General features: G+C 66.7%; 16 protein-coding genes. 4 read left to right on the top strand and 12 right to left on the bottom strand.

Annotated elements, in window-relative coordinates; all coding sequences use genetic code 11:
* Positions 1–36: 36 nt before the first annotated feature.
* From BCM27_RS13335 to BCM27_RS13345, 3 genes are all read right to left on the bottom strand, one after another.
* Positions 37–1,254, bottom strand: coding sequence for an acyl-CoA dehydrogenase family protein (locus tag BCM27_RS13335; RefSeq protein WP_004018590.1), 1,218 nt, complete (start codon positions 1,252–1,254; stop codon positions 37–39).
* Positions 1,251–2,162 carry a haloalkane dehalogenase gene (locus BCM27_RS13340; protein ID WP_004018591.1) on the bottom strand — a complete coding sequence of 304 codons (912 nt, stop codon included), beginning with the start codon at positions 2,160–2,162 and terminating at the stop codon, positions 1,251–1,253. Before BCM27_RS13340 ends, BCM27_RS13335 begins: the two co-directional genes overlap by 4 nt.
* Before the next feature lie 317 nt (positions 2,163–2,479).
* On the bottom strand, positions 2,480–2,929 hold the full coding sequence (locus tag BCM27_RS13345) for a nuclear transport factor 2 family protein (protein WP_004018592.1): 450 nt from the start codon (positions 2,927–2,929) through the stop codon (positions 2,480–2,482).
* A gap of 357 nt (positions 2,930–3,286) precedes the next feature.
* Here BCM27_RS13345 and BCM27_RS13350 point away from each other — a divergent pair, with 357 nt between their 5' ends.
* The 3 genes from BCM27_RS13350 (at position 3,287) to BCM27_RS13360 (ending at position 6,239) form a co-directional block, all read left to right on the top strand.
* On the top strand, positions 3,287–4,081 hold the full coding sequence (locus tag BCM27_RS13350; RefSeq protein WP_004018593.1) for a PfkB family carbohydrate kinase: 795 nt from the start codon (positions 3,287–3,289) through the stop codon (positions 4,079–4,081).
* A gap of 99 nt (positions 4,082–4,180) precedes the next feature.
* Positions 4,181–4,621: a DUF1622 domain-containing protein gene (locus BCM27_RS13355; protein ID WP_004018594.1), complete on the top strand. Its 441-nt coding sequence runs from the start codon at positions 4,181–4,183 to the stop codon at positions 4,619–4,621.
* An 85-nt stretch (positions 4,622–4,706) separates the two neighbouring features.
* Positions 4,707–6,239 carry a flavin-containing monooxygenase gene (locus BCM27_RS13360; RefSeq protein WP_004018595.1) on the top strand — a complete coding sequence of 511 codons (1,533 nt, stop codon included), beginning with the start codon at positions 4,707–4,709 and terminating at the stop codon, positions 6,237–6,239.
* On the opposite strand, the gene BCM27_RS13365 is transcribed toward BCM27_RS13360, so the two are convergent.
* On the bottom strand, positions 6,212–7,159 hold the full coding sequence (locus tag BCM27_RS13365) for a GlxA family transcriptional regulator (RefSeq protein WP_004018596.1): 948 nt from the start codon (positions 7,157–7,159) through the stop codon (positions 6,212–6,214). The genes BCM27_RS13360 and BCM27_RS13365 overlap by 28 nt on opposite strands.
* A gap of 122 nt (positions 7,160–7,281) precedes the next feature.
* Between BCM27_RS13365 and BCM27_RS13370 the strand changes: the two genes are divergently transcribed.
* The gene (locus BCM27_RS13370) at positions 7,282–7,917 is read left to right on the top strand and encodes an isochorismatase family protein (protein ID WP_004018597.1); all 636 of its coding nucleotides are present in this window, start codon (positions 7,282–7,284) and stop codon (positions 7,915–7,917) included.
* 27 nt (positions 7,918–7,944) lie between these two features.
* On the opposite strand, the gene BCM27_RS13375 is transcribed toward BCM27_RS13370, so the two are convergent.
* The 8 genes from BCM27_RS13375 to BCM27_RS13410 form a co-directional block, all read right to left on the bottom strand.
* Entirely contained in the window at positions 7,945–8,763 is an 819-nt protein-coding gene (locus BCM27_RS13375) for a DUF1206 domain-containing protein (RefSeq protein ID WP_004018598.1), read from the bottom strand.
* Positions 8,764–8,842: 79 nt separating this feature from the next.
* On the bottom strand, positions 8,843–9,934 hold the full coding sequence (locus BCM27_RS13380; RefSeq protein ID WP_004018599.1) for a YihY/virulence factor BrkB family protein: 1,092 nt from the start codon (positions 9,932–9,934) through the stop codon (positions 8,843–8,845).
* Between the two features lie 68 nt (positions 9,935–10,002).
* The gene (locus BCM27_RS13385) at positions 10,003–10,728 is read right to left on the bottom strand and encodes a lysophospholipid acyltransferase family protein (protein WP_004018600.1); all 726 of its coding nucleotides are present in this window, start codon (positions 10,726–10,728) and stop codon (positions 10,003–10,005) included.
* Between the two features lie 82 nt (positions 10,729–10,810).
* On the bottom strand, positions 10,811–11,854 hold the full coding sequence (locus BCM27_RS13390) for an NAD(P)-dependent alcohol dehydrogenase (RefSeq protein WP_004018601.1): 1,044 nt from the start codon (positions 11,852–11,854) through the stop codon (positions 10,811–10,813).
* Positions 11,855–11,968: 114 nt separating this feature from the next.
* Positions 11,969–12,340, bottom strand: coding sequence for a TraR/DksA family transcriptional regulator (locus BCM27_RS13395; protein ID WP_004018603.1), 372 nt, complete (start codon positions 12,338–12,340; stop codon positions 11,969–11,971).
* 22 nt (positions 12,341–12,362) lie between these two features.
* Entirely contained in the window at positions 12,363–13,868 is a 1,506-nt protein-coding gene (locus BCM27_RS13400) for a protein adenylyltransferase SelO (RefSeq protein ID WP_004018604.1), read from the bottom strand.
* An 88-nt stretch (positions 13,869–13,956) separates the two neighbouring features.
* Positions 13,957–14,160 (bottom strand): zinc-ribbon domain-containing protein, encoded by a 204-nt coding sequence (locus tag BCM27_RS13405; protein ID WP_033205967.1) that lies wholly within the window; start codon positions 14,158–14,160, stop codon positions 13,957–13,959.
* Positions 14,161–14,213: 53 nt separating this feature from the next.
* Positions 14,214–14,678: a GNAT family N-acetyltransferase gene (locus BCM27_RS13410; RefSeq protein ID WP_239450593.1), complete on the bottom strand. Its 465-nt coding sequence runs from the start codon at positions 14,676–14,678 to the stop codon at positions 14,214–14,216.
* Positions 14,679–14,850 lie beyond the last annotated feature (172 nt).

Here is a 14,850-nt window from a genome sequence, read left to right on the forward strand (position 1 = left end):
GGGACGCGGTGTTCCTTTGCGGAAGTGATGACGTGGTCAGAAGTACGTGTTGTCGGGCAGGGTCGTGTCGTTGACCAGCAGGTCACCGATCGCGCGGTTCTTGAATCGAGTGGGGTTGTGCGACGCGACTGTCCGGATGTTGCGCCAGTGGCGGTCGAGATTGGCCGATCGTTTGACGGCCGACGCACCGCCCACATCGAACAGCAACGTCGCGGCGCGAAGGGCCAGGTCGTCGACGACGACCTGGGCCTGTGAGGCGCGCAGCGCTGCTTCGTGGACCACGGCATCGTCGGTTCGACCGTCGACAACCGTGCCGGGGATCCGGGCGAGATCATCGGCGACGTCGAGGACGACCGAACGCGTGGCCTGTGCCAGCGACGAGATCTCACCGACGACCTCGAGCAGCACCGGATCCTCTCTCGGTACATCTGCGGACCCGTGGGTGAAGCTGCGTGTGCGACCTCTGAGGAGGTTCACCGCGTCATCGACGATCGCAAGGGCGTTCCCGGCGACGACGGCGTTGAGGTAGTGCTGGTAGAAGGGACCGAGGTGCCAGCGTGGGATCGTGCTCAGGTCCTCCGGAGGGAGGGTCACCTCGTCGGCGAGAACGCTGACTCCCTCGAAACGGGTTGTGCCGGTACCGGTCAGGGACTGGCCGAAGCCGTCCCAATCGTCCTCGACGATGATCCCGGGCCGATCGAGCGGTATCAGCGCCTGCACGGGCACGCCGCCCGGGGTGACACCGGTGACGAAGGTGTGCTCGGAGTACAGCGTGCCCGTCGAGTAGTACTTGACGCCGTCCAGCCGATAGCCGTCGCCGTCGGGCGTGAACGTGGTCGACTTGGCGAAATCACCGGCATGCCTGCTGCTCAGTTCGTTGTTCCCGTTGCCGATCAGCTCGCCGGCCGCGACCCGCTGTAACCACAGCTCACGGCGCGGAGAATGCGGCCACAGCAAGATGTCCTCGACGGTGCCGTAGTGCGCCCGGAGCAGATGGCCGAGGTTGGAGTCCGCGCGGCTTAGCCGGATGACGAGATCGAAGAGTTCGCGGACGGTGGCACCCCCGCCGCCGTCGGCGGGCGTGAGCCGATAGGCGCCCAGTCTTGCTGCCTTCAGCCACCGCACCTGTTCGTGGGGTGCGGTCCCGGTGTGCTCGCGCTCGAAACTGCCGTCCGCGATCCGGTCCAGCAGGGCGTCGAGTTCGATCGAGCCCGGGCGGACCGGGACCTGGGTGGGATCCGCGGAGATGGTCATCGGACGTCTCCCGCCCGCGCCAGGAGGTCGACCACGCCGTCCGCGATGGCCTGTGGCTGTTCCTCCTGGACGAAGTGCACACCCTGGCCGGCGGCCCGGACCTCGAGATCGGCGATATGTGCGGTCGCCCAGGACAGGATGTCCGGCGTCAGAAGGAATCCCGGCTCGAAGGTCAACAACAACTTGGGAACTCCGGAGCTGCTCTCCAGCCATTCGACACTGCGGTCGAGGAACTCGACGGTCCCGACAGGGTTCCCGTCGATCGGCAGATTCCGGGGGAAGCGGATGAGGTGCGCGCGGCCCTCCACGGTGGGGAAGGGAGCGAGGTACACGTCGAGATCTTCCTGGGCAGGCCGTTCCAGGAACGCGCCGGGGAAGACCTGGGTGAGGAACTGGTTGTCCTCGACCACGAACTTCTCCCCGTCACCCGGGGTCCGGATGAGTTGCTGCGCCTGCACGAAGGGCTGGGGCAGATCGGCCGAAGCGATGTCACGAAGCACCGGCTCGGCGAGAAGCACCGCCTGCACACGAGCAGGATGCCTTGCCGCCCAATTGATCCCGAATGCGGCGCCGTAGTCCTGCAGAACGAGCGTCACCCGGCTCAGGTCCAGGGCCTCGAACCAGGCGTCGAGGTATCGAACGTGGTCGTCGAGCTCGTAGGCGATGTCCGGTCGGCCGGAATCACCGAAGCCGATGAGGTCGGCGGCGATCAGACGTCCGCGTCCGGTGAGGCGGGTGAAGACGTGACGCCACAGGTACGAGCTCGTCGGGCTGCCGTGGAGGAACACGATGGGGTCGCCGTCACCGTGCTCGACATGGTGGATGTGGGAATCCAGGACCGGGGTGTCGACGCTACGGGCGTCGGGTCCGAAGGCGCCGAGCGGAATCGCTCGAGAAGTCTGGGTCATCGAAGATCCTTGTCGAGATGTGGCACTGTGCCGATGGGGGTCGTCGGCACAAGTTACCCAGCGCGAGACATGCCCAGATCGTTGCGCGATGCGGGTGACGACGGTCTCCCTCCGAACCGAGGACGAGAACCCGCGCGCGGGATGAGGGCGCACCGATCGACGGATCAGTGAACTGGGACAACACAAGCGAGGCACGCATGTGACACGCGGCCGGAGGCCGCGTTGCCGACATCGTCAAGGCCCGCGAAAGAAAAACCTCTGCAGGTTTTAAGTCCCGGAGATCGGCGACCCGACGCCCTCGGCACCTCGGCCGCGCGTCAGCTGCCTTCGGTGCCCGCGGGGGAGTTCTCGAACCACAGGCACTCTTCCACGAGCCCGGAGCTCTTCCAGCCGTCGGGTGTTCGGACCATCGTGTGGTGGTAGTTGCCACCGCAGGTGCTGAGTTCGGGCATCCCCACGAAACGCATCGGGTTGTAGAACATCGCCCGCACGTCGGCACGATCACCCGTGCCGTCGTGATCGAAGGTGTACTCGATGTTGGTGATGAAGTGCTGGCTCACCGACACGAATGCAAAACTCTCCTCGAGCCAGGCCGCGATCTCGTCGCGCGTGCCCGCCTGACCGAACGGCGTCGACGAGTAGTCGACCACCGCCTCCGGGGTGAACACCGAGCGCCACAATTCCCAGTCCTTGGTGTCGACGGCGCGTGAGTACCGGTGCAGCGTGTCCGCGATGCCGAACCGGTCGCTGATCTCCTGCAGGTCCATCGTTCTCCAGTCCGTCGATCTGCGGTCCGGGGCGGCCGTGACGCAGCGTCCCATGGCCGCGATCCGCCTCGTCGCCGACTATAGACACCGGTCCAGACGAGTGTCAGGGATTTCGGGACTGCGCGGCGTCGGGTCGCGGTCCCCGGATGCCCGGGCTCAGCCCGGGGCCACGGTGTCTCCCAATCCGAGTCATCGAGAAACCGTCGAAGCGAGCGAAGGATCAGCCAGTGGGCCGCGCCGTGGACGCACCGGAAACCGAGATCGCCCCCGCGGACGGTGCGGTGCGAGCAGACCGGCGGTTCGAGAAGGGGTGTAGAAAAGGACCCGAGTCCAGGAAGGCCACGGGAGGAGATCGTGATGTCGGTGGTGTCGTATGTGATCGCCGGGTCGGAGGCCAGCGGGGGAGCGGGCATCCAAGCCGACCTGCGAACGTTCGCGCAGCTCGGCACCTACGGGGTCGGGACCATCACCTGCATCGTGTCCTTCGACCCGAACAACGGGTGGGCACATCGATTCGTACCCGTCGAGTCCGCGGTGATCGCCGATCAGATCGAGGTGGCCACGGTCGCGCACGAACCCGACGTCGTGAAGATCGGCATGCTGGGCACGCCGGCCACCATCTCGACCGTCGCGACGGCCTTGGCCGCGCGTGAGTGGCGCGACGTCGTCGTCGACCCGGTGCTCATCTGCAAGGGCCAGGAACCCGGGGCGGCCCTCGACACCGACAACGCCCTGCGTTCGGAGATCCTGCCGCTGGCCACCGTGGTGACCCCCAACCTGTTCGAGGCCGCGACCCTGGCCGGCATGGCCGAGCTCACATCGATCGATGACCTCGCCGAAGCGGCGCGTCGGATCCACGACCTCGGGCCTCGGGTGGTCGTCGTCAAGGGCGGGGTCGGGCTGCCCGGGGACGAGGCGGTCGATGTCGTCTTCGACGGCACCGAGGTCACTGTCTTGCGTGCCCCGAAGGTGGGCGACGAGCGTGTCTCCGGGGCCGGCTGCGTGTTCGCGGCCGCCACGACCGCCGAACTCACCAAGGGCGTCGAAGTTCTCGACGCGATTCGGACCGCCAAACAGTTCACCCATGACGGCATCGTCGGTCGTCTCGCCTCGCGCGCGCCGTTCGACGCCGTGTGGCACGGCTCGCAGTAGTCCCGGTAGCGCGCCCGCGGCGAACGCCTTCACGACGCATCCGGTCGGTGCGCGCGATCGTTAGTCCCGAGCCGTCTCGCTTCCCGTAATCTGACGCGCATGAGCGGCGAGGACGTGTTCACCACGGTCGCGGTCGGGTTCGAGGCTGTCGGCGCATTCGCGATGATCGTCGGCGCGATCATCGCCTGCGTGCTGGGGGTCCGGTCACTCCGCCGCGGGGAGGGCGGAGGGACCGCCTTCTCCGTCCTCCGCAACACGCTCGGGGCGGCCATACTTCTCGGCTTGGAGGTACTGGTCGCGGCCGACCTCATCCGGACGATCACCTCCAAACCCTCGATCGAGGACGCACTCATCCTCGGGATAATCGTCCTCATCCGGACCGTGCTGTCCATGTCCATCCAGATCGAGATCGAAGGTGTGGCACCGTGGCGTCGTGCGCTCGTGACCAGCGGCGGACGCCTGCTGGGCGCGGCGGTCGCCCAGGACTCGGCAGCGGCGCGTCCAACGGCCGAAACACCAACTCACCCGGCTGACAGGTGAGTCCAGCACACCAGCACAGCGGAACGACGGATGTGCGGCATCCTGGATGGGCACCGTACGGGGAGTATGACCGAAGGAGAATCGGGTGACGACCACGCCACACGAAGTCGATGTCCTCATCGTCGGGGCCGGGATCTCGGGCATCGGCGCGGCGCGCTGGGTGCGGACCGAGCATCCCGGCAAGTCGATCGTCGTCGTGGAGGCCCGGGAAAAGGCCGGCGGCACGTGGGACCTGTTCCGCTATCCGGGTATTCGGTCTGACTCGGACTTGCACACCTTCGGTTACGACTTCAAGCCCTGGACTGATCGACAGGCCATCGCCGACGCCCCGCGCATTCTCGACTACCTCCACGAGACGATCGACGAGAACGATCTGGGATCTCTGGTTCGGTACGGACATCGAGTCGTGTCCGCCGCGTGGTCGTCCGATGCGGCTCGGTGGCTCGTCGACATCGAACGCGCCGGCACCGCCGAACGGGTGCAGATCAGTGCCCGGTGGATCTTCTGCGGCTCTGGCTATTACGACTATGACGAGGGATTCTCGCCGGAGTTCGCCGGGACCGAGCGGTTTCGCGGCGAAATCGTTCATCCGCAGCACTGGCCCGAGGATCTCGACTACACGGACAAGAGAGTCGTGGTCATCGGCAGCGGCGCCACGGCGGTCACGCTGCTGCCCGCGATGGCCGATCAGGCGGCACACGTCACCATGCTGCAGCGAACCCCGACCTACATCATCCCGCTGCCGCGCGAAGACGCGATCGCCAACGCCCTGAAGAAGGTCTTCGGCACCGAACGCGGTTACGCACTGACCCGGCACAAGAACGTCGCGCAGCAACGGGTGTTGTTCGAACTGTGCCAACGGTTTCCATCGGTCGCCCGCCGGATGATCCGCAAGATCAACGAATCACAACTGCCCGACGGTTATCCGGTGGACACCCATTTCAATCCGCCCTACAACCCATGGGATCAGCGGTTGTGTGTGGTGCCCGACGCCGACCTCTTCCGGACCATCCGTGCGGGGAAGGCCTCGATCGTCACCGATCGGGTCGACACCTTCACCGAGGCCGGCATCCGGACCGCCGGCGGCGAAGAACTCGAGGCCGACATCGTCGTCACCGCAACAGGATTGAACATCAAGATCATCGGCGGCATCGAGCTGACGGTCGACGGTCAACCGGTGTCGCTTCCCGACACCGTCGTCTATCGCGGGATGATGCTGTCCGGGGTCCCGAACTTCGCGCTGGCGATCGGCTACACCAATGCGTCGTGGACCCTCAAGATCGGCCTGCTGTGCGAGTACTTCTGCAAGCTGCTCGCACACATGGACTCCCAGGGATACGACAGCGTGTGGGCGGTGGCCGACCCGGAGATGCCGACGAGGCCGCTGCTCGACTTCGGGGCCGGATATGTGCAACGCGCGTTGGACACCCTGCCCAAGCAGGGCCCCGAGGAACCGTGGGTCATGTCGATGAGTTACTACGCCGACCGCCGGTTGTTCCGGGGCGAGGTCGACGACGACAGACTGCGATTCGCAGTTGCGGGAGATCGGACGAGGCCGGGAATCGGGGAGTCGGCCGGGCGCACCACGAGTCACACACCCCGGAACTGCCGCCGATAGTTGGCCGGTGACGTCGCGAACGCGGCGGCGAAGTTCTGGCGCATCGTGACCGCGCTGCCGAAACCGCAACGGCGAGCGACCGTGTCGATCGCGAGATCAGTCGTCTCCAGGAGGACACGGGCCGCATCGAGGCGTTGGGACAGCACCCACTGCGCGGGGGTCGTTCCGGTTGCGACCTTGAACTTGCGGACGAAGCCGCGCGTACTCATACAGGCCTGCGCCGCGAGTCGGTCGACGGTCAGCGTCTCGTCGAGATGCTCCAGCGCCCAATCGATCACGTCGCCGATCGGGTTGCCCGTGTGCGTCTCCGGAACGGGACGGCGCGTGTACTGGGCCTGGCCACCGTCGCGGTGCGGGGCGACGACCAGGCGCCGCGCGACGTCGTTGGCGATGTCGGCGCCCAGCCGGTTCCGCACCAGATGCAAACAGGCATCGACTGCGGAGACCGTGCCGGCCGACGTCATCACGTCGCCGTGATCCACGTAGAGAACCAGCGAGTCGACCTCGATGTCGGCGTGCCGCGCCCTGAGGGCGTCCATGGCCGCCCAATGCGTCACCGCGGGCCGTCCGGCGAGCAGACCGGAGTCCGCGACGGCGACCGCGCCCAGGCACAACCCGACGATCGTCGCACCCCGCTCGTGCGCACCGCGCAGGACTTCTCGAAGAGCGTCATCGAGCGCGGGAAGATGTTCAGGCCATGAGGGCACGACGACGATGTCAGCGGTTGTCGCCGAGTCCGGTCCGGCCACACCGGACAGGCGGTAGCCCTCGGCAACCGTCACGTCGCCACCGGTGAAGCTCCAGAGGGTTGTCTCCCACGACACGGACGGCAGCACGCGGGTGACCTCACCGAACACCAGTTGGGGAGCAGCCAGGTGAAAGGTGGACACACCGTCGAAAGCGTAGATCGCGATTCTCATCGTGGCTCATTCTCATCGATGGAGGGCATCTGCGCCACTTCCGGTCGAGGGCTCGCCCTCGCACAATCGGGGGACCCGCGTCTCGCCGTACGGGTAGACGCGAACCATCAGAAGGAGCCTCCGTGGCCGCACCCAGACGCGCACTCGTTCTCGTCGACATCCAGAACACGTACTTCGACGGCCCGCTCGCCATCCAGTACCCGTCGAGAGACACGAGTCTGTCGAACATCACCCGGATCATCGACCACGCCGAAGCCAACGGCATTCCGGTGGCCGTCGTTCAACACACGCTGCCGGCGGGCGCCCCGGTGTTCGCCGAGGGCAGTCCGGCGTGGGATCTGCATCCTCACGTCGCCGAACGGGTCACTCCGCGGTGGAAGTCGGTGCACAAGAGCGTCGGCAGCGTCTTTGGCGGTACCGACCTGGCGGACTGGTTGCGAACTCAGGACGTGGACACGATCACGCTCGTCGGTTACATGACCAACAACTGCGATCTGGCATCGGCGGCGGGCGCGGAGGAACTCGGCTTCGGCGTGGAGATCATCTCCGACGCCACCGGTGCCATCCACCTCGCGAACGCTGCCGGGAAGGCATCTGCCGAAGACGTCCACAACACCCTCATGGCACTGCTGAACTCGAATTTCGCCGCGGTGGCCACGACCGAGGCGTGGATCGAGGCCATCACCTCCGGCACCGGGCTGGACCGGGACAACCTCGTGAACTCGGCAATCGAGGGACGAAACGCGTTCGGCGCGTGAGTGACCGGCGGTGCGGTTCGCGGGGACTCACATCCGCGCGAATCGCACCAGCCAGTAGCAGTACACGCCGTAGGCGGCGATACCCACTGCCGCCAGCACCATCAACACCTGACCGGCAGGCAGTCCGGACAGCGATTTGACCGCGCCGTCGATTCCCGTGGCCTTGGATGGGTCCGCGGTCACGACCGCCACGATGACCAGGATGCCCGTACCGGCGAGGACGACGCCTTTACCGCAATAGCCGATCACGCCCGCGACGGTCGCAGCCTTGTCGTCGGAGATCTTGAGATCGTCGAGGAACGAACGGCTGGCGCCCTTGTACACGTGATAGATCCCGACTCCGATGATGATCAGACCGGCTGCCACCAGAACGAACTTGCCGCCACCGGACTGCAGAAGCCGCGCCGTCAGACCCGCGTTCTCCTGACCACTCGACTTTCCCTGGCCGGTGGCGAAACGGATTGCCGACCAAGCGAAACCGACGTAGACGACAGCCAGCGACAGTGCTTTTCCGCGGTCGAACCACTGCTCGGCGCCGTCACTGTCCTCACCCGGCTCGGTGGCATGAGGGCCCACGATGGCCTCGGCGAGTCGCCACAGTGCGAGAGCGGCGAACGCGACCGCGGCGACCCACAGCACGAACCGGCCGCCTGCTGAGTCGGCGAAGATACCCAGCGCCCCCGACTGATCGGCGTTTCCACCCCCGCCGAACGCGAGGCGCAGAATGATATAGGCGATCAGCAGATGGAGCAGACCGCTGACCCCGTGTCCGGCACGCGCAAGACGCTCGAACCACGGGCTGTCGGTGGCGCGGTCCACCGCGCCGGTCACTTGATTGCGGCTCATCGTGCCACGTTCCTTCCGCCGATCGACCGAGCTCGTGCCAGGTCGGTTGTACTGACGTTACGGGGTACCGCCCCGCAGCTCAGTTCCCTTGCGACTCGCGAAGCGCGCGCGCCTGTTCGATGAACTTCTGATCCTTCTCGTCGTTCTTGTCCGACGCGGTGGTGTCCCGCGGCGGCAGCTGCAGGTGCTCCTCGGCGGGCATGCCCGCCTGGAGTTGCCGGCCGCGTTCCAGTTCCGAATCGAATTCGGCGCCGAAGAGCAGTGCGAGGTTGGTCAACCACAGCCAGAGCAGGAAGACGATGACCCCGGCGAGGGCTCCGTAGGTTTTGTTGTAACTGCCGAAGTTCGAGACGTACAACGCAAACGCTGCCGACGCGACGATCCAGGTGATGATGGCGAGGACCGCACCGGCGCTGATCCAGCGGAACTTCGGCTGCTGCACGTTCGGCGTTGCCCAGTACAGGATCGCGACGATCAGGACGACGAACAGCAGCAGGATCGGCCACCGGACGATGTTCCACACGGTGAGTGCGGTGTCACCGAATCCGACGACGTCACCGATCGACTTCGCGATCGGCCCACTGATCGCGAGCATCAGTGCCACTGCCGCCGCGAGCACGAGAGCGACCAATGTCACCAGCAGCATGATGGGCCGGAGCTTCCAGATGGGTCGGCCCTCGTCGATCTCATACATCCGGTTCATCGCACGGCCGAATGCTCCGACGTAACCGGACGCCGACCACAAGGCGCCGACCAGACCCAGGACGAGCGCGAAACCGGCGCTGGGGGCGGAGACCAGCTGTTCGACGGGGCCCCGCAGGGTGTCCACTGCCGACGACGGTCCGACGTCGTCGACCATCTGCAGGACGGCGTCGGTCGTCTTCTCGCCCTGGCCGAACACACCGAGCAGGGACACCAGCGCGAGGAGGGCCGGAAACAGCGACAGCACCGAGTAATAGGTCAACGCGGCAGCCAGGTCCGTGCATTGGTCCCGCGAGAACTCGCGCGCCGTCTTCTTCAGGACGAAGACGATCGACGGCTTGGTCAGATCTGTCGGCGAGTCCGGCTTCCGTGGGTCGTCGGGATCGGCGGAATCCGGATCGTCGCGGACGTCCCGGTCAGATACGGCCGTGTCTCGTTCAGCTGGATCTGCGGCGTCATCTCGTTGCATCTCCTGCGCTTAACCCTGGGGCGTGCAAGCCAAACCCGATCGGCGTCGTCACCCGGGCGGACCCTGAGTCAACGGACCTGGCTGCACGCGTCGTCGACCACCCCTTGCAGATCTCGCTGGATCCATCGGGTGACCGCTGCAGGCGTGTCGTCCCGCCGCGTAGCGAGGTCCACCGGATCACCCAACGCGACGACGGGGCGCCCGCCTCCGTCCGGATAGGCGATCCCCGCGGAGATCAACCACACCCCGACGTCGTCGCGAAGCGCCCGATGGGCGATGTGGCCGATTCCGGTGCCGAGTCGTTGCACCTGTGTGGGGTCGCCCTCGTTGCACGTGCCTTCCGGAAACACGGCGATGCTGTCTCCGCGCGCCATCCGTTCGACGCACACGCCGATCATCTGACGACCCGCATCCGCGGCGGCGCGCACCCCGTGGTCCTTCCCGCGGAAGACGGGGATCCCACCGAGGGTGTCGATCTTCCTGCGTTGCTCGGCATCGGCGAACAGTTCGTCCTTCGCGAGGACACGCAGATTGCCGATCCGCCTCCGCAGGGGCGACCGGAATCCGGCCGCGGCGAGCACCAGCGGATCCCGTTCGGAGACGTGGTTGGCCGCGATCAGCAACGGTGCACCGCTGCGGACAACGCGCGTGAGACGGTCCCGGGAACGGAGGCGCACGACCGGTCGAATCCGGGCGGCCAGCACTCCGTACATCAGCCGCGCCCGGGTTCGATCCTGCTGATGCGTCAGGTAGTGCTCGTACACAGCCTGGGATTCGGACAGGTCGACCTTCACCTAAGTTACGGTACCGTAGGTTAGGTGGGCGCGGGACGGTTGGGGAATTCTCGCCGACGGCTCGACGTGCGTCCTGCGGACGTCAGTCGGGAATCACGACCGCCCGTCCGCGCAGCTCGTTCGCAGCGAGCCGGCGATACGCCTCGAGCCCGTCGTCGAGGGAGAACTTCTCGACGGCGACCTCCAGGACGCCGTCACGGGCGAGGTCGAGGACCTCGATGAGTTCGTCCCGGGCACCCCAGTACGGTGCGCGTACCGACACCTCATACGGCTGCGAGAAGAACCCGACCTTGGCGGCCGCGACCCCGTCACCGATGCCGACGATCACGACATCGCCCATGGTGCCGACGACTCCCATCGCGGTGTCGATCGTCGGCTGCAGTCCGACGAAGTCGAATACGGCTGTGGCCCCGTCATTTCCGGTGATCTTCCGAACATTCGCGACGGCGTCGGCATCGCTGAGGACCGTCTCGTGAGCGCCCACTTCGCGCGCGAACGCGAGCTTGTCCTCGCTGACATCGAGGGCGATGATCCGCGCCGGGGTCAGGTGCCTCAGCAGCTGAATCCCGATGTGCCCGAGACCACCCGCGCCGATCACGACCGCGGTGGTGCCGCCGACGAGCTTTGGCAGCGACGGTTTGATCGCATGGTAAGGAGTGAGTCCGGCATCGGTGAGCGGTACCGCCGCAACCGGGTCGAGATCACCGAGCGGCACGAGATGCCGAGCATCGTCGACGATCATGTACTCGGCCATCGCGCCCTCGTTGCCGAGTCCGGGCGGGGCGATGCCGAGTTCGGCGGCGCGGGTGCAGTAGTTCTCGAGGCCCCGCGAGCAGAAATGACAGACGCCGCAGCCCCACGGGCCGTAGACCGCGACCGCGGTTCCCTCGGTGAGTGATGTTACGCCGCTACCGATCTCGGCGACCACGCCTGCGCCCTCGTGCCCGAGCGTCATCGGCAGCGGATAGGGAAAGCCCTCGGCGGGCATGTTGAGCACGAAATCGTCGGAGTGGCACGCACCGGCCGCGGTCACCTTCAGCAGCACCTGCCCCGGTCCGGGTGTCGGCTTGTCGACCTCGCGGAGTTCGGGCCGATTTCCTGGCTTGACGATCTGGATGGCTTTCATGCCGGACACCTCTCGGTTCGAGTCGTTGCGTGCTCTACCGCCCTCCGGTCTACCCGCGTATGGCCACACGCGCATATGTCGGAGGCGAACCGGACACGAATTCCTGGTCCCTCCTCACCACCGTCTCGACGGACTCCGCGCCGCGCATCGCACGCACTGCCGGGCGGCCGGTAGCACTTCGAGTCGCTCCGCACCGATTGGCGTACCGCAGGTTTCGCACCGGCCGTACGAGCCGGAACCGACTCGATCCAGGGCGGCACCGATCTCGTCGAGCCGGACCCGTGAGCGTTCCAGCTGGGCGACCAGATGTCCGCGTTCGACCGCCAGAGTCGACCCCTCCGGGTCGTGCTCGTCGTCGGCCGCGGCGTCACTCGTCGCCTCGACGACAGCGGCCAGGCGGCTCGACAAGGACTCGATCAGTGCGGCGGTGCGTTCCCTCTCGGCGAGCAGTGCATCGCGGGAATCGACGTCCTCACCGGGGTTCACGAGTCCTCATCCGACGGTCTAACTAGGTGCCGCAGAAGGTCTGGAAGGAGTCGCTGAAGGCCTGCGGGGCCGGCGCCGCGTAGTGCGCCCACTCCGTGCGACGTTCGAACGGATGAGTGACGGCCGCCAGCAGCCGACCGAAGGGTTCCAGATCTCCCTCGGTCGCGGCGCGCAGGGCTGCGTCGACCTGGTGATTGCGCGGGATGTACACGGGATTGACCCGATCCATCGTCGAGGCGACCGCCGCGGGTTCGCGGCCGGCTGCGGCCAGCGCGGCTCGCCACCGGTCGAGCCACGGACCGATGTACTCGCGCGGTAGGAGACTGGTGATCGGGACCTGATCCCCGCGGAGCTCATCCGCGAGCGCGCGGAAGGTACCCGTCCAGTCGGCGCGATGCTCGCGCATCAGGGTCAGGAGGTCGGCGATCAGGTCGGGTTCGGCGGACGCATCTTCCAGACCGATCTTCGACGCCATGCCGGTCGCGAAGTGGCGCTCGTACCGCGCCTCGTAGGAGTCCAGCACCTCGGTCGCCGCAGTGATCGCCTCATCGGGCGTCTCGGCCATGAACCTGAGGAGTGTCTCGGCGAACCGGGCCAGATTCCACTTGAGGACTGCCGGCTGATTTCCGTACGCGTACCGACCCGCGTGGTCGATCGAACTGAACACTGCCGACGGGTCGAACGCGTCGAGGAACGCGCAGGGCCCGTAGTCGATTGTCTCACCCGAAATCGTGGTGTTGTCGGTGTTCATCACCCCGTGCACGAAGCCGACCAGCATCCACTGGGCCACCAGAGCGGCCTGACGTTCGAGGACGGCTTCGAAGAACTCGAGGTAGCGGTTGCGACCGGACTCCGAGTCCCGCGCGAGCTCCGGATAGTGACGATCGATCGCATAATCGGCGAGCTGCTGGGTCAGATCGGTGTTGCGCACCGCGTACTCGAAGGTTCCGACGCGGAGATGGCTCGCGGCGATCCGGGCGAGCACCGCGCCCGGCTCGGCACCGGTCCGCTGGATGTCACGGCCGGTCGCCACGACCGACAGCGAACGCGTCGTCGGAATCCCGAGCGCGTGCATGGCCTCGCTGATCAGATACTCACGCAACATCGGCCCGACGACCGCGAACCCGTCGCCGCCCCGGGAGAACGGCGTGCGCCCGGATCCCTTGAGTTGCAGATCGACTCGCCCGCCATCGCGGTCGATGAGCTCGCCGAGCAACAATGCCCGGCCATCGCCGAGAAGTGGGGAGTAACCGCCGAACTGATGACCGGAGTAGGCGGTTGCGACGGGAAGCGCGTCGGCCGGGGCGGCCGCACCCGACAGGAGCGCGACGCCGTCGTCGGTTCGGAGCGCCCCGATGTCGAGCTGCAGGTCGGCGGCGAGTGACTCGTTGACGACGAGCAGCCGCGGGGCGGGCGCGTCGGCCCCCTGCCACGGCACCGTCAGGGCCGTCAGCGCGTCGACGAAGGTGCGCTCGAAGCCGGTGATCGCGGCACTGGTGCGTGCGGGGGAATCGGGGGAGGCGGACACCCTTCCGAGGGTAACCAGTTTCGCCCTCGGCAAACCGGGTCCGCGTCCGGCACGAGACGGAGACTCCCCGAGTCACCCCGGACGGCGCTCAGACCGCCACTGCCGCGCCGCAGATCCCGCAGGCCTCGAAGTTGCGCCGGTTCCACCGGGCGATCGGGATGAAGAAGACGGAGAACTGCGAGTACTCGCGCATCCGCGCCCACTGGGTGGTGTTGTGACAGCGGGGACACGCACGGGTCTGACCCGCGCCGAGATGCTTCTGCCTACGGCCATATCCGAACAAGAAGAACACGCCGCCATGGTAGAGATCGCTCGCAGCGCCGACCGCGCGTCCACGTGTCGCTGTCACCGCCGTCGGATCATGAGGTCGTTGTCCATATCGAAACCGCATCGCTCGTAGAGGCCCACTGACCGTTCGGTTGGTGAAAGGACCGTCTTGGCGTATCCGCGATCGTCGGCAGTCCCGGTGGCACGCCGGATCAGGTCCCGTCCGAGACCGGACCCGCGGAACGCGGGGCGCACGTAAAGGTGGCCGAGATAGCCCCAACGGCCACCGGCGGCGCGGCGAGGACTGGGCATCCGGGCGTGTTCAGTCAAACACACCATTCCGACAGCGAGATCACCGGCACCGGCGGTCCAGACCGTTCGGCGATCGTCGTCGAGCCAGGCCGTGACCGCTGCGATGAACGCACCATCGGCCCGCCACGGCCCGACGCCGGGATCGGCCTCACGTGCCCATTCCCAGCGGAGCTCGGCCACGCGTGTCCCGCTGTGACTGCGCAGTATCCGGATTCCGCTGCCATCGGTCACCTCACAAGGGTGACCGATGGCCGCGTCGGCCGTGCAGCGCGGCATCGTTCGTGATGGTCACCGTCATTCGTCACCCGGTCGAACCCGCAAACGCGGATTCAGGAACTCGACGAGAATGGTCAGCGCCTCGTCGCCGCTCGCCGACGCGGCATCGCACCGACCGCCGTCGGTA

Source organism: Gordonia terrae, from assembly GCF_001698225.1.
Classification (GTDB): domain Bacteria; phylum Actinomycetota; class Actinomycetes; order Mycobacteriales; family Mycobacteriaceae; genus Gordonia; species Gordonia terrae.

Coding starts and splice junctions, on each gene's coding strand:
- BCM27_RS13335 (WP_004018590.1), bottom strand. CDS start 1,254: ATGACCATCTCCGCGGATCCCACCCAGGTCCCGGTCCGCCCGGGCTCG.
- BCM27_RS13340 (WP_004018591.1), bottom strand. CDS start 2,162: ATGACCCAGACTTCTCGAGCGATTCCGCTCGGCGCCTTCGGACCCGAC.
- BCM27_RS13345 (WP_004018592.1), bottom strand. CDS start 2,929: ATGGACCTGCAGGAGATCAGCGACCGGTTCGGCATCGCGGACACGCTG.
- BCM27_RS13350 (WP_004018593.1), top strand. CDS start 3,287: ATGTCGGTGGTGTCGTATGTGATCGCCGGGTCGGAGGCCAGCGGGGGA.
- BCM27_RS13355 (WP_004018594.1), top strand. CDS start 4,181: ATGAGCGGCGAGGACGTGTTCACCACGGTCGCGGTCGGGTTCGAGGCT.
- BCM27_RS13365 (WP_004018596.1), bottom strand. CDS start 7,159: ATGAGAATCGCGATCTACGCTTTCGACGGTGTGTCCACCTTTCACCTG.
- BCM27_RS13375 (WP_004018598.1), bottom strand. CDS start 8,763: ATGAGCCGCAATCAAGTGACCGGCGCGGTGGACCGCGCCACCGACAGC.
- BCM27_RS13380 (WP_004018599.1), bottom strand. CDS start 9,934: ATGCAACGAGATGACGCCGCAGATCCAGCTGAACGAGACACGGCCGTA.
- BCM27_RS13390 (WP_004018601.1), bottom strand. CDS start 11,854: ATGAAAGCCATCCAGATCGTCAAGCCAGGAAATCGGCCCGAACTCCGC.